This window comes from Stenotrophomonas sp. GD03930 (genome assembly GCF_029839665.1).
Taxonomy (GTDB): Bacteria; Pseudomonadota; Gammaproteobacteria; order Xanthomonadales; family Xanthomonadaceae; genus Stenotrophomonas; species Stenotrophomonas forensis.
This window is the reverse complement of record NZ_JAOCAV010000001.1, coordinates 1,052,982-1,067,202: the sequence shown is the minus strand read 5'-3', so window position 1 is coordinate 1,067,202 and position 14,221 is coordinate 1,052,982. Positions and strand designations below refer to the sequence as shown.

Here is a 14,221-nt window from a genome sequence, read left to right as displayed (position 1 = left end):
GCGACGTCACGGATGAGCACTACCGCTGACAAGATCGCCGTGCTCGGCGCCGGTTCCTGGGGAACCGCGCTGGCCAGCCTGCTCGCACGGCACGGTCACCCGACCGTGCTGTGGGGGCGTGATGCGGCCGTGGTCGAAGCCATCGACCAGCGCCATGAGAACCCGCGCTACCTGCCGGGCATTCCATTGCCGGACAGCCTGCGTGCCACCACCGATCTGGCGTCGGCGGTGGAAGGTGCGGCCTGGATCCTGGTGGTGACCCCGTCGCACGCGTTCGGCGAAACCGTGCGCGCGCTGGCGCCGCTGCGTCCGGCCGGTGCCGGCGTGGCCTGGGCCACCAAGGGCTTCGAGCCCGGTTCGGGCCGCTTCCTGCATGAAGTGGCGCGCGAAGTGCTGGGTGAGGACGTGCCGCTGGCCGTTGTTACCGGGCCGTCGTTCGCCAAGGAAGTGACCCAGGGCCTGCCGACCGCGATCACCGTGCACGGCGACGTGCCCGAGTTCGCGCAGACGGTGGCCGAGGCGATGCACGGCCCGGCGTTCCGCGCCTACACCGGCGACGACATGGTCGGTGCCGAGCTGGGCGGCGCGATGAAGAACGTGCTGGCCGTAGCTACCGGCGTGGCCGATGGCATGCAGCTGGGCCTCAACGCCCGTGCCGGCCTGATCACCCGGGGCCTCAACGAAATGCTGCGCCTGGCCGCGGCGATCGGCGCCAAGCCGGAAACGCTGATGGGCCTGGCAGGCCTCGGCGATCTGGTGCTGACCTGCACCGGCGACCTGTCGCGCAACCGCCGCCTGGGCCTGGCCCTGGGCCGTGGCCAGACGCTGCAGGATGCCGTGCGCGAGATCGGCCAGGTGGTCGAGTCGGTGCAGACCGCCGACGAAGTGATGCGACAGGCGCGCCGCCATGGCATCGACCTGCCGATCTCCGACCGCGTGCGTGCCGTGCTGCACGGCGAACAGACGCCGGAAGAAGGCCTGCGCGCGCTGCTGGCGCGGGAACAGAAGCCGGAATATCCGGACACGCTGTTCAAGTGAATCGAAAAACCCCGGCCATGCGCCGGGGTTTTTTTTATGCACCCCATCCACGCATGGCGTGGATCTACGACGGAAACCGCTTCTGGTAGCCGCCAACCTTGGTTGGCGCCCAGTAGCGCCGGACCATGCCCGGCGGAATCCATCACCGCGCCCGTGGCGGCGCGTTGCCGTTGTCCATATCCGAGAAGATCATCCATGGCCCATCGCCCACGCGCTTCAGCGTCAGCGTGAACTTGCCGGTGTCCCCCACGTTGTTGCCGAAGGTGTAGCCACCGATGATGTAGCCGACGTTGCCTTCCACGGCATACGCCAACGCGCGCAACCGCAACGGGCTGCCGCTCTGGCCGCAATACGCCGCCTCGATGGCTTTGCGTCCGCGCACCGGCGCCTGGTTGCTCTGCAGGATGAAGCCATCCTCGACAAACAGCCGGGCGAGCGCCTTTGCATCCCCCTTGCGCCACGCCTGTTCGTAGTCGCGCAGCACGCGATGCAGCGGCGCAGGCAGGGTTGTATCGGGAAGCGGTGGTGCAGGCTTCGCGCCTTCAGCATCGTGGGCGATGGCCGGCGATGCCAGCAGCAGGGCACTGCAGAAGATCACGGCGAGTCGTGTACGGCGCATGCGTCCAGGTCCTGGCGATGACGGGAGCGGCGAACGCATCCTAGCGCGCCGCTGGTTAGAATCACGCTGCCGCCGGCGTGGCGCATGCATCGCAGATCAGACAAGGAAAGGGAATGAAGTTTCAAGTTGCAGGGATGGCACTGATGGTCGCGCTGCTGGCGGCCTGCGGACAGGCACCGGAGAAGGCCGTCGAAACGATGCCTGCGGTGGCACCCGCCGCACCTGCTGGAACACCGGCAGCGACGACCACCGTGGTCGAGAGTGAACCGTCCATCGAGGACGGAGTGGATCCGTCGGTGTGGGACAGCGAAGGCGAGCCGGAAGACTCCGGTGTCGGCCGTGAGCTCACCTGCAAGGACAACCCGTTGGCGACCCATTTCTTCACCCTGGTGGGCGGTAACACGGTGGACGATTGTGGCCGCAAGGACCCGAAGGTGCTGGCCGCGTTCGATGCATTGATGAAGGGCACGCAGGCCGCCGAATCCGCCGACAAGGACATCCCGTCGCTGCGCGAACGCCTGTTGAGCGGCCCCAGCGGGCCTGGCGAGCTGCTGGTGCTTCAGGGCGAACCCTGGTGGTTCTACACCGCCTGCCAGGCCCACGACTGCCCCGGCACCGCGCTGGCGATGCTGTATTCGCCCGATCAGTCGAAGATGGTCGGCCGCCTCACCGCGCGCTGCCGGGTGTGGTGGCTGGGCGAGCCTACGGCCGAACAGCGCGAGCAGATCGAACAGCTCCGCCCGCTGGATGATGCCGCATTGAAGGAAGACAGCGCGCTCTGCGAATGAGGTGATGCCGGCGGGGAACGTCCGCTCATGCCGGGGCGGGCGTAGGCCATTCGTCCTGTTCTTCTGCCCGGAAACCGGCTGCTAAGCTTCCCCCCCCATCCCGTTGCCGACCGGCCTCCTTCCATGGCTTTCTGGACCGTCGTCTTCGCCATTGGCGCCGCGCAGGCCGCGCTGCTTGCCCTGGCCCTGTGGCGGCGGCCGGCCAATGCCGGGGCGAACCGGGTGCTGGCGATGTGGATCGCGCTGATCGGCATCGATCTGGCGGTGAAGGCGCTCTACTGGGATCCGTCCTACCCGGCACCCACCAAGGCGCTGCGGTTCGTCGGCCTGTTCCCGTTCCTGTACGGCAGCCTGTTCTATGTCTACGTCAGGGTCCTGACCGAGGCCAGGGCCGTACGCTGGCGCGATGCTGTGCATCTTTCGGGATTCATCATCGTGCTGGCGCTGCATGCAGGCTTCTTCCTGCGTGGGCTGGTGCCGGCCGAGGGCATGCTGGCGCGAACGCTGCCGGGCATCGCGGAACTGGAATGGATGCGGCTGAACATCGTGCTGTACGCGTACAGCCTCTCCTATGTCATTGCCGGTCTGCTGCGGGTCGGCCGCTACCGGCGCGGCCTGCTGCGGCGGCGTTCGGATGCGGACCGGATGTCGCTGCACTGGATCGATGCGATGGCGATCTCGCAGATCCTCATCTGGCTCATTGCCACCACGCAATGGCTGGTCAGGATTCCCTGGATCGACTATCCGCTGATCTACGGCCTCATTGCAGCGTGGGTATTCCTGATGGGCTACTTCAGCCTCACCCAGCCGGCCGTGCTGGTCGAGCCGGTTGCGGAACCGGCACCCGCCAACCGCGAAGTAGTACCGGCCAGCGACGATGCACGCGTTGCCGAGGTTGAAGTGCGCCTGTCGCAGCTGATGGCCGAACAGCAGCTCTACCGTGAACCGGCGCTCACCATCGGCCAGCTGGCCAGACGCTCCGGCTACCCCGAATACCTGGTGTCGGCGGTGATCAACCGCCGCTTCGGCGGGAATTTCTGGGAATACATCAACCGCCAGCGGATTGAAGCCTCCGCTTCCCATCTGGCCGATGGCGCTGACACCCGGACCATTCTCGACATCGCCTATGCCTGCGGCTTCACCTCGAAATCGACGTTCAACGCGGCGTTCAAGCGGCAGCTGGGTGAAACACCCAGCGCCTTCCGCAAGCGCCATGCGATGGCGGGCACCCGGCAATCACCGAGCCGCTGACAATGCAGTGGCCGGCGGTCGCCGCGGCCAGCGCAGTACCAGTTCGCAGAGTGCCAGGTTGAACACCCAGCATCCCCAGGCGGCGGCCAGATAGACCGGGGGAAAAGGCAGATGCAGCACGCCCAGGCCGATGCCCAGGATCAACCGGAACGTCACCGCAGACGCGGTGAGGGCGATGCTGCGCCACATCCACTGCTGGTGCCTGGCGAGGTTGCCGGCCAGCGCGTAGCCGATCCCGATGCTGGTGGTGGCCATCCATGCCAGCGCCAACAAGCCAAAGGCGATGCTGGTGGGGGCGCCGCCTTCTGCATGCAGGGCCAGCGAGAAGCCGGCCAGCCCGGCCACGAGCACTCCGCACGCGTAGAGCCCACCGCTCAGCCGGTGCAGGCGGGGGACACGCCGCTGGATCCATCCGTTCATCTGCAGTGGCGCCAGCAACAAGGCCAGCCCGCCGCCAAAGAGGTGGGCGGGTACGTCCAGGCCCGCCGCCGCGAACTTCATCTGCAGCGGGTTGTCCGCGTGCGGCTGGCCGTAAAGCACGGTGAAGGCGTAGGTGGCCACGGCGGCGCACAGCAGGGCGAAGCCCAGCCCTGCCGTCCAGTGGGCAACCTTGGGGAAGCGGTGTGGCATCTCGGAACCTCGCATTGGTGATCGAGGTTCCAGCGTGGGTGCGACGTACGGGAAAATCGTCCGGATCGGCGGAGTCGTACCCGGGACCGGCGGAGGAGTGCGGCCAGGGCGACCCATCGACAATGCCAACGCTGTTCCAGGGGCCCGGCCCTGAGGCCGGCCGGACGCTATGATCGGCCAACACCCGAACATGGAACGGTTCCCGCGCCCATGAAGATCGAGTCCATCTCTCCCATCCTGTCCGTAGACCATCTTGGCGAGTCGATCGCGTTCTACTGCGGCACGCTCGGATTCGAACTGGCGTGGTCGTGGGGTGATCCCGCCGACATTGCTGCCGTCTGCCGCGACGGCGTGGAGATCACCCTCACCCAACGGTCCGGGAGCAAGCCGGCAGGCGCAGCCCATGCCTATCTGGTCGTATCCGGTATCGACGACTATTACCGGTTCCTTGAAGGATCGAGTGTCACGATCGTCGTCCCGATCGGGGACAGACCCTACGGCATGCGCGACTTCCGCCTGGCGGACCCAAGTGGCAATGAACTCAGCATCGGGCAGGTCATGGAAAACAGGGACAGCGCTCGTTAGCGCGCGTTACTTGCTCGCGTGCCGCGCACCCTTTTCGTCTTGGTCCTCCGCATCCCCCCTGCTCTGCGCGAACGCCGGGAACGTCTTCGCGATCGAATCCTTGTCCGGCAGGATGTAGAACACGCCGCCCTTCTCGAAGGTGGACTGCACGATCTGCTCGTAGAACGCGGGCGAGACGTTGATGCAGCCATGGGTGACGCGGTTGTCGTCCGGGGTCGGTGTTGCCAGCCGCTCGGCGCGCTTCTCCTTCGGGCTGCCTGGAGGCAACGGGTGCATTGAGACCGCGGAATCGTAGTCCACCCACAGCACGCGCCCGGCATCGTCAGAGGGGCCGTAGGCGCCGATGAAGCGGCCGGCAGGCGTGGTGCGGTCGTGGCCTGGAATCGCACTCAGCGCGAGCTTGGCGACGCCGGGTGCGGAGTGATCGCCGATGGCCGATCCGAACAGCGCCGGTGCCGCGCCGCGCAGCTTGCCGTCGCCGCTGAAGACCAGCACCTGCGCCGCCGCCTTGTCCATGACCGCAAAGGGATAGCCCTGGTTGTCCTTGCTGGCGACCACCCAGCCGGCCAGTTCGATAACGGTTTCGGACACGTTCTGGTCAGGCGGAAGTTCATCAACGGCGGCCACCGGTGGTGCAGGTGCGTCCTTGTCCCTGGCGTTGGCTACGCCGCTGCACGCAACGGCCAGCGCCATGACCAGTGCGGCATGCAGGACGCGGCGTGCGGGGGAGGAGTAGGTGCGAATGGGACGACTCCTTGGCAATGCAGTTTCGGCTGGAAGGATGCCAGTGGCCGGCGAAGGCCACTGGTTCCCGATACTGAGGTCGATCAATTCAAGGGGTGAGGGAGCGGTTACCCGCGCGGCTTGCGGCCGGCGGGTGCCCTTTCAAGCTGCTGGACGCGGCCTTCGATCTGGTCGAGGCGCTGGTTGGCCTGCTGTGCGGACTGGTTGGCGGACTCCGCACTCTGCGCGGCGCCCTGCACCTTTACGTCGAGCTGATCGAGACGCGAGTTGATGGTTGCAAACTCGTTCTTGTAAGAGGCGCAAGCGCCAAGGCTCACGGTGGCGATGAGCGCGACAGCAAGTGCGCGGGCCGACTTCATGTGTTGCGGGTTCAGGTTCATTGCACTCCCTCCTTCGTCTGGGGAAGCTGGAATATAGCGGCGTTTGTTCCCGGCGCTGACAAGCGCTTTCAGCTGCAATTTGAGTACGTGGATGGGCTGTGAAGCCTGCTGCTGACCCAACATTAACAAGCGGAATCAGGCGAGCAGATCTACGTCATCGAAGCGCCTTGCGCCTCTTCATATCCGCCAATTCATCAGCATGAAGCGGGAATCCTCGCTTGGCAGACACACGCGGCCCCGCTTGCGTCAGGCATAGCTGCAGCGTTGCCGAAGCGCGGCATGCCTGTTCGTCGCTTGGGCAACGCACTCGCGGGAAATGCGATGGCCGAAGCAATCGTTCAGCCCGTGAGTGCGGCCGCTGCCAATTAGCCACGTGCCCATAGTTAGAGCGCGTTTTGGCCTCATAGTTGGGTGCAGCCGAGGCTCTACATTCACCGACTATTAGCACTTTGGCCCCATAGTCGGGGCGCTCGTAGCGTAGCTAATTGATATCGAAGGAAATGATTGCATAGTTGGAGACTTCTTTCATAGCTGAACCAACTATGGGTACGCGAATGAATATCCGCTCTCCAGACCGTGCAGTCTGCTGGCGTCTGCCACCTACCTGGATTCCGATGCAAGGTTGTGAAGACGTGGCTGAACCTAGTGAGGCAGCACGGATCTCGGATGGACGCAACGCGCAATGCAAGAAGTCGCTAATCAATGTGGCATGGACCCACAAATGAAAAGCCACTGTTAGTTCCACTCGCGCAATGGGCTCCAATCTAGCATTCGACTCGTCCGGAGAACGCTCGACGTACTAAGGCTTCAAGGATTGTAATGGATTGATTTTAAAGGAGGTATAACCATTTATGGCTTGCGAAATGCAGAGGGACTCAACGAGCTTGCAACGAGCATTGGTTTGCGTATGTTGGAGGAATGAACGCACTTTCCCTGCAAAGAGCGGCACTTGAAGCGTCCTCAGAAGAGGAACTGGCAGACAGGATCGTTGATGAGTCTGGGATCTGTGTTCGCGTGGGGGATGCCAGGCAGCTACTTGGATTCCGTAGCCTAGATGCAGGTAGACGAGCTGCAGTGCAGGGGCGCTTAGGCATCGAAGCGGTGAACTTTCCAGGTCGCCGTGGACGTTTGTCCCTTCGGCAGGCACCTATCAAGGAGCCCGTGCAATGAGCTAAGTAAGAAAGATCTCTGGGGAGAAGAAACAACAAACCCTGGCTGGCAGGCCAGGGCTTGTTCGCAGCTAGCGCTTAGTTCCGCGTAGCTGAATCTACTCCCGACCCGTGCTTCTTTCAAGTGCTCGTCAAAGCGGGAGGGGGCCGTGCAGCCATCTCCCACCATGAGGGAGATGGCAATGACCCCAGATCAGCTGAGGGATCATCTAAGAACGCTAGATCTATCAGTAGAAGATAGGTCCTTCGCACTCGAGCTCTTTGGCCAGGAACCAGGGCGCAGCGTTGGCGCCTATGCACTGGACAATGTGGTCGTCGACTTCTATTCAAGAAAGTGTCGCGATGTTCGCAGGCTGGAAAGCCATACAGTCGAGCAAACATTTGCATATGAGCTAGAAATTGATCCTGACGTCATCTCATATGTTTGCCAGGTCACTTGTCGTGGCATAAGGCGCGGCAATCATGTGTGCACCGCCCATGCAGACTTCTTTGTGGTTCGACGGTCCTCCGTGGAAATCGTGGAATGTAAGCCCATCTCCAAGCTCAGCACTCTTGTGGAGAGAAAGCCCGAAGAGTGGGTGCTGGACGGTGGGAAATATCGCAATCTGGTGTATGAGCGATGGGCAGCATCCCATGGGATCGAGTACAAGATCTGGGCCTCACCCAGCAACATCAGCCGATACCATAGGAACTTGCAGTTCATCTACCAAAACTGGGATGAAGATCTCTCAATGGTGCGCCGAGAGGGCTTTGCTGCGGTGGAAAAGCAGCTTTACATGGGGCCAAAAAGCATCGCGTTTCTTATGGAAGAGATCCCTTGGTTCAACGCTGGGGTCGCAGCAGGACTCTTGGCGGATAGGCTAGTCCACGGGCCCATAGGGCACATACCGATTACCGATACGCGCAACTTTCTCTTAAGCCTAAGTCAAGAGCAGGCGGAGGCGATTGCGGCCGAGTGCTGTAAGAACATCAACAACCTGTATGCCGAAGCTAGCGGCCCAGTTGCGCTCGCAAGTTCAGTTGATGTGGCAAAGGCAGTTGCAAGGCTGAAGAAGCTTGAATGCCTTGCTCGTGAAGGAAAGCGAGCGACACCCAAGATGAGGAAGTTGGAGGAGCGGGTGAGACTAGCGCGCGCAGAGGGTCGCAATCCTCTAGATGATCTCATCACCAACTACGCAAAGTGCGGGAACCGATCCAGTCGTCTCACTCACGCGCAATCAGAACTTGTACGCGGAGTCATTGGCTCACATTGGCTAAAGGGTAAGGTTGCGACGCTAGCCGATCTGTATCGTGAGCTAGCCCTGCAGTGCGAGTGCGCTGGCGTTCCTGTGCCTGGCCGGAAGGCGCTCGTCAGAAGAGTTCGATCCGTTTCAAGGGGGCAACGTGATCTTGCTGTCGGCGGTAAGCGAAACTATCAAGCAAATAGGCCGCGTTCCGACGCTCGGGTTAGATCAGGCCAAGCGCTTGCTGTGCACTCTGTCCTGCACATCGATGCAACCAAGGTTGACAACCGAGTCTTTACACAAGAAGACGAAGGGCAGCAAGACCACTGCCCGGTACTGTACTGCGGCCGTGACGAAGCGTCGTCTAAGGTTATGGCCCATGCCTTTGTCTTCGGTCCCGCTCGGCGCGAAGGGCCACTAATTTTGCTGAGGAACTATGTGCGCGAGCACGCGAAGCTTCCACACGCAATCGTGATCGATCGAGGCACTGATCTGAAGTCAGCCTTAGGTGATCTCTGTCGAACCTATGGCATCTCCATACTCACAGTGCCGACAGGCGCGAGTCGCTTCAACTCACAGTGTGAGACGGTTCAAGGGCTTATCAATTCCATGGTCAGCCACAAATTGATTGGGAGCACAAAGCCAGATAAAGCCGGTAGAAGTGTCGATGGAAAATTCAAAAGCAGATCGACCGCGCGCCTAGATTTCTCGACCGTAGAATCCGAAATTCACCACCTTCTGTACAGCCTGATGCCCGAGATGCCCGTGGATGGCTTCGCAGGTGCGCGAGAGCGATTTGAGAACAGTCAGTTGACTGCTCCAAACTCTGGAATACCAACGGTTGTAGACGATGACTTCCTATTTCAAACTTCAGTGAAATTGAAATCATGCTCTTATGAAAGAACAAGGGGGATCAGACACTGGAGGAGAAGCTACACGAACGCGGATCTCGCGTCGCGCGCGCATGAAGAGAAGATCCTCAGTGCTCGGCGTGATCCTGAGGATATTTCATTCGTTTGGATTCAGACCACGAAGAGACGCTACAAGGCATGGTGCTCGAAGGTCTCGGAGATTGGTCACTACTCCGAGCAGGATCGTCACTTCGAGGCAATGTGGGAGCAGTTCATCACGCCGGATGTTGAGAGCAAGAAGGAGGAGCTGCAGCGTAAGAACTATGAGAGGACGAGCATGGCCAACGCCAGGCAGCGAGCCAATGATATGGGGCTAGCAAGTGGAAAGGAAACGCAAGCCCCGCCAAATGCGAGTCGATCGAAGGTTCAAGCGAGATTGGTCGTCAACTTTGATGAGCTCCCCGATCTCATTGTGGAAGGGGATTCGCATGGACGCTAGCATCCTGCCCCATTTTCCAGCTGATGAGATGAGCTTCCCTTTCATACCACATCAGCGCTTTCTAACTACCCAGCACAGCCTACTGAAATCAGTTTCGAGAGCTCGGCCAGGAGACTTTGTTTGGTTGATAGCGCCCTCCTGGTCAGGAAAGAGCGAGTTGCGTCGGCAGCTGTTGCCTGAGCTCGGAGGAAATCCCCAACTTTGGCCAACAGGCCACTTGCCGCTGATCTCCGTAAGGGCAATCCTGAATCAGGGCGACAAGTTCAATCCGAAAGACTTCGCTTTGCGCCTACATCAGGAAATAACTGAGCCCGACACTAGCTGGACTAATGCTATGGAAACCGGTGGCGATCCTGACCAAACGCACGTGGCCGCAGAGCGGCGAGCCTCTTCAGTGTTCTGGCGTGAAGTGCGCGCGAGAACAGCGGAGAGAGACCTTCGTCTTTCGTTTGAGCGCATGTCTAGAATTCGCGGATTGAGGTACATCGTCATAGAGGAGGCTGCGAACATCTGCAGGGTTCCGAAGAGTCAGAGTTCACGCAACTACATGCTTGGCATCATGGCGCTTGTTGAAGAAATTGGTTGTGTGGCGATCATGATAGGAACCCATGAAGCGTCCACGCTCTATGAGGATTCCCAAGAGGTGTTCAATAGATCTGACGTTCTCTATATGCGTCCGTACGGTCTGAATGACAATGACGACCTGCGATCCTACGCCTCTCTGATCAAGGCGATCGGCAAGGGATTTCCACTTTCAAAAGGTAGCCTTCTCCAGGAAAACCTAGAGCTCATTGCTCTCAATGGAGGAGGAATTTTTGGCCCAACTCTGCGGTACTTGATGCGGGCGAATGAAGAGCGTTGTCGCAATGGTTCCAATACCATCGAGCTCGGGCATCTGCGAGCAGCGTCTGGAACCGAAAGGAATCACAGGCTGCTCTGGGGAGAGATAGACGCGTTCAATAGACTTGCCGATGGCAAGCGTTCTCTACGCCTAGCGGACTTCTTGACCATCAAGGGCTCATTGCCTAGCGAAGGCGATCTGTGAGGATGGAACCACCAAGATGGACGGTACTTCCACCTCTTGAGCTTCGTGATGCAGGTACTCCCTGGACAGAGTCGCTCAATGGATACGCAAATCGCTTGGCTAAGCTCAGCGGAATTTCGTGGTGCAAGATGCTTCAGCTTATCGACACCCACTCGTCGGAGGTGCCGTCTAGATACATTGATCAGCGCAGACTCGATGGGCTCGGGCCTGTGTCAGTACGGCGTGCGCGTTCACTAGAGAAGCTGACTGGGCAGTCACTTGTCGGTGCTACTTTGTATGGACTCTCAGAGATCGTCTCCTCAAGGGCAGCGAGCTGGAGTCGACACGCCGCTTGGTGTCCGATTTGCATCGGAGCTAGCGATATGGACGAGAGCGCCACAGAGAGGCTGATTTGGAGCTTCGATGCTTATTCTCACTGCTCGCTGCACGACGCCAGGATTGAGAACAGCTGTTCCAATTGTGGACTCGGGAAGTTGAAGAGCATTGCATTGAGAAAGTGCCCATCCTGCGGAGATCGCCTAGACAGGCGCACACGCTTTGACTCGGCGAACCCGACTCAGCGCTGGATCAATCAGTGCATAGAGGAACTGATCTCTTGGTGCTCAAATCATCCAAATCAGAGGCTTGAACTCTCGAACTTGGAGGTGTTTATAGAGGCAGTCGTGGCTAGAGGCGAGGGGCGAAAGTTGGATTACCGACCTCCTGCACGCTTGCCTGCAAGCTATTCTGACTACAAGAGCTGGACTAGAGTGAATTGCTTCAGACTCTTTAGAAGGAATGATCCGAGTCGATTAGAGTTCAATGAGCTACTCAATCTATCGGCAAATCAGTGCGTTTCTGTCTTGGACATTCTTCTCCAGCCTATCGAATCTGCGTCCGAACTTCTGCCTGGAATTGGATCGAATCCGGAGCTCCCACTAGGACGCGGTCGAGTGGCAGATGAGCGAAGAGAGTTTGCTCGATTGATTGACGCTCTGCTTGGTGATGACCAGTGCGTCCTTCCATCCTTCCAGGTGCTTGCGCAGCTGAGCGGAAGACGAGGGTCGTTCAAGTCTGGCCTACCGCACCACCACGCTCACTATGCGGTCCGGCTAAGGCGGCAACAGATGATGATTCGCGGTGTTTCGCGAAGAACGATAAACAGAGCATTTCGTCTTGCATGTCAGTTGAAACTTTCGCTACAAGGACAGCTGCTGATATCCGAAGCCGTGGCAAAACGAATCCACATCGAGATGGATGTCGCATCGAACATCGTGCGATCCGCGGAACTTGCCTGTAGCCTTCTTCTCCCAGTGGGAGGGATGAAGGGCGTAGCTCGTATACCCAATCTATGAGCTGAAGCCTTCCTGGTGGTCTTAGAAGTCTCTTGGTCTTAGATGCCCCGTCTGCCTGACGAACACGAGTGCATTCCACGGTTGCGAGGTGTCAGCAATAGTGCCGAAGGGTGGCATAAGTGCTGTTTGCTACGTCGACGGATGCGCAGAGCATCAGAGCTGTCCAAGATCTTGGACGACCGATCGCCCTTGGCGCAGGTCGATTGCCAGCAGGCGACCACCTGCGACCTGCCGGCCAGCGGCGCTGTTTAACCATGCCGCTTGAATCCTGCCCGCCTCAATTACCGCATCCGCCGCAAAGCTGTCAGGCATGGCCCGCAAGGGCTCGCCGGGTGACGCCAGACCTCCGACCAAGGGTTGCACCACCGTTGCTGCGGTGCTGTTGGACTTGGCGTAGGCGGTGGCTATCATTCGTCCGGCGCGTGGGCACCACCCTCCAAGTACCAGTTCGGTGCCTAGGGTTTGCCTCGACAGGCCTGCTTCAAGGGCTGCCTTCTCGTACTCAGGCCAAAGCTGGTCGATCACCAATGTCAGTTCCTTGGCTAGCTGCTCCATTGTGAAGTCCGCCCGAAAGCTGGCCTGCAGCATAAGTGCGTAGATCCGAAGGAAGAATTGAGTGCTACCGCGGCAGGCAAGCACCACGTTGTGTTGTGGAATCAATAAGAACTTCGCGCCGGACGATTTGGCGCCGGTGAGTGCATCCTCGGCGAGAGTGTCAACTGCAACCAGCATCCGTTCAGGGCTAAGCAGGACGTTCAGGATACTCAAGTGCGCGCGCTCCACTGGCTTGCGGCAATATCATGCGGATTGTGACGATTGTCCATCTAGAAGCACATTGGAATGAATTTTGAGATTTCTGACTTAAAGGCTCGCTTAGAGGCGTGCGAGACAGATCTTGCGGCGCACCGTGGCTACTTGAAGGCCCTGGAGTACGGGGTGCGGACGCTAATCATCACGCATCCGTATCCAGACTTGTTATCGAGAGCCTGGGCCTCGATTCTTCCTGGGATCACTGAGGCTCACGGGCCGGAGGGCGGGTGGATTTTCAACGCGGCCTTCCAGCAGCTGCTCTCGGTGTTGACTCAGCAAATTGAGGCGCGGGGCGGCAAGGTCGGTGATTAGGGGAACAGGACCTCGATCTGAGGTGGCATTGCCTCCCAGCCCAGAGCAGGGCTTTCTGGACGGTTCAGGGCGGGACTTGGGGAACTTCAGGGCGGGACTTGGGGAACTCAAGCACGAATGCTGGAGGGAACTGATGTGCAGCTTTGAGGGGAAGGGGGATTGGCGTGCGTATAAAGAAGGGCAGATGAGGAGAACTTCAAATGAGTGACGTAGATGAATGGCTGACAAGGGCCTCGGCTGCCACTCGGCCCTGCGGCAATGAGCAGGCCACTGATGTGCTAGTTCAGCGCTTGTCCCAAGAAGCTTCCCCTTCGCAATGGGCCGGTAAGCGAGAGTTCCGCCGGGCACTCGCATGCGCCGCGCTCGCGGCGGTGCTTACCTGCGGAGGAGTAGGCTCCGCCTTCTTTGTCACCCAGGCACCCTCGCGCCCGACATGGGTCGCGGCCCCAGCTTCCATGTCCCCATACGCTCTACTGGTGGAACGCTGATGGCAATCGGACCCCTCATGAGGCTGCCGCTGGCAACAATCGCTGGCGCCATCATTGGCGTCGTGTGCGCGCTGGCTATCGGCTGGACCTGGCACTCGCTCAATCCTGGGCACAGCGATCTCCATGAACGCCTTCACGCCGTGGTGCCTCTGGACGACTCGGAGAAGCAGATCCTCCAGGCCAAGGAACAGCTGTTCGCAACAAGGCGAGGTGAGATCGAAGCGCGCCTGCGGATTGCCAACCGCCAGCTGGCGGACGCCATCGCGGCTGACCCCAAATGGAACCCCCAGGTGGAACGTGCAAGTCGTGAGGTGGAGCGGGCTGCGGGCGATCTCCAGCGCATCACGCTCGAGCATGTGTTCGAGATGCGCGAGGGCTTGAAACCCGAGCACCGGCCGGCCTACGACAAGGCACTCCTTGAAGCACTTCGCACCGACTCTCCCTGAGCCACACAA

Annotated in this window: 13 protein-coding genes; 8 read left to right on the top strand and 5 right to left on the bottom strand. The window is 60.1% G+C overall.

The features are described from left to right. Positions 1-12: 12 nt before the first annotated feature. Positions 13-1,038: an NAD(P)H-dependent glycerol-3-phosphate dehydrogenase gene (locus N5C18_RS04940; RefSeq protein WP_005407597.1), complete on the top strand. Its 1,026-nt coding sequence runs from the start codon at positions 13-15 to the stop codon at positions 1,036-1,038. Positions 1,039-1,180: 142 nt separating this feature from the next. On the opposite strand, the gene N5C18_RS04935 is transcribed toward N5C18_RS04940, so the two are convergent. Beyond that, positions 1,181-1,657, bottom strand: coding sequence for a nuclear transport factor 2 family protein (locus N5C18_RS04935; RefSeq protein ID WP_279943969.1), 477 nt, complete (start codon positions 1,655-1,657; stop codon positions 1,181-1,183). A gap of 113 nt (positions 1,658-1,770) precedes the next feature. Here N5C18_RS04935 and N5C18_RS04930 point away from each other — a divergent pair, with 113 nt between their 5' ends. After that, positions 1,771-2,445 (top strand): Ivy family c-type lysozyme inhibitor, encoded by a 675-nt coding sequence (locus tag N5C18_RS04930; RefSeq protein ID WP_279943968.1) that lies wholly within the window; start codon positions 1,771-1,773, stop codon positions 2,443-2,445. 123 nt (positions 2,446-2,568) lie between these two features. Then, entirely contained in the window at positions 2,569-3,696 is a 1,128-nt protein-coding gene (locus tag N5C18_RS04925) for an AraC family transcriptional regulator (protein ID WP_279943967.1), read from the top strand. Here the strand turns inward: N5C18_RS04925 and N5C18_RS04920 are convergent. Continuing rightward, positions 3,682-4,326, bottom strand: coding sequence for a DUF2306 domain-containing protein (locus N5C18_RS04920; protein ID WP_053508954.1), 645 nt, complete (start codon positions 4,324-4,326; stop codon positions 3,682-3,684). The two genes, N5C18_RS04925 and N5C18_RS04920, sit on opposite strands and share 15 nt — an antisense overlap. A gap of 210 nt (positions 4,327-4,536) precedes the next feature. Between N5C18_RS04920 and N5C18_RS04915 the strand changes: the two genes are divergently transcribed. Then, positions 4,537-4,911 (top strand): glyoxalase superfamily protein, encoded by a 375-nt coding sequence (locus N5C18_RS04915; protein ID WP_279943966.1) that lies wholly within the window; start codon positions 4,537-4,539, stop codon positions 4,909-4,911. Positions 4,912-4,917: 6 nt separating this feature from the next. Here the strand turns inward: N5C18_RS04915 and N5C18_RS04910 are convergent, their stop codons facing one another. Next, the gene (locus N5C18_RS04910) at positions 4,918-5,604 is read right to left on the bottom strand and encodes a hypothetical protein (RefSeq protein WP_279943964.1); all 687 of its coding nucleotides are present in this window, start codon (positions 5,602-5,604) and stop codon (positions 4,918-4,920) included. Positions 5,605-5,762: 158 nt separating this feature from the next. Then, positions 5,763-6,035, bottom strand: coding sequence for a hypothetical protein (locus tag N5C18_RS04905; RefSeq protein WP_004153561.1), 273 nt, complete (start codon positions 6,033-6,035; stop codon positions 5,763-5,765). Between the two features lie 1,351 nt (positions 6,036-7,386). On the opposite strand from N5C18_RS04905, the gene N5C18_RS04900 reads away from it, so the two are divergent. Both N5C18_RS04900 and N5C18_RS04895 read left to right on the top strand, forming a co-directional pair. Beyond that, positions 7,387-9,777 (top strand): hypothetical protein, encoded by a 2,391-nt coding sequence (locus N5C18_RS04900; protein ID WP_130768356.1) that lies wholly within the window; start codon positions 7,387-7,389, stop codon positions 9,775-9,777. Next, on the top strand, positions 9,767-10,822 hold the full coding sequence (locus N5C18_RS04895; protein ID WP_158229108.1) for a hypothetical protein: 1,056 nt from the start codon (positions 9,767-9,769) through the stop codon (positions 10,820-10,822). The genes N5C18_RS04900 and N5C18_RS04895 overlap by 11 nt, the downstream gene beginning before the upstream one ends. A 1,487-nt stretch (positions 10,823-12,309) precedes the next feature. Here the strand turns inward: N5C18_RS04895 and N5C18_RS04890 are convergent. Further along, the gene (locus N5C18_RS04890; protein ID WP_033836041.1) at positions 12,310-12,924 is read right to left on the bottom strand and encodes a hypothetical protein; all 615 of its coding nucleotides are present in this window, start codon (positions 12,922-12,924) and stop codon (positions 12,310-12,312) included. Between the two features lie 72 nt (positions 12,925-12,996). Here N5C18_RS04890 and N5C18_RS04885 point away from each other — a divergent pair, with 72 nt between their 5' ends. Next, complete coding sequence (locus tag N5C18_RS04885; RefSeq protein WP_033836035.1) at positions 12,997-13,278, top strand: hypothetical protein; 282 nt, start codon at positions 12,997-12,999, stop codon at positions 13,276-13,278. A 505-nt stretch (positions 13,279-13,783) separates the two neighbouring features. After that, entirely contained in the window at positions 13,784-14,212 is a 429-nt protein-coding gene (locus tag N5C18_RS04880) for a periplasmic heavy metal sensor (RefSeq protein ID WP_087948687.1), read from the top strand. Positions 14,213-14,221 lie beyond the last annotated feature (9 nt).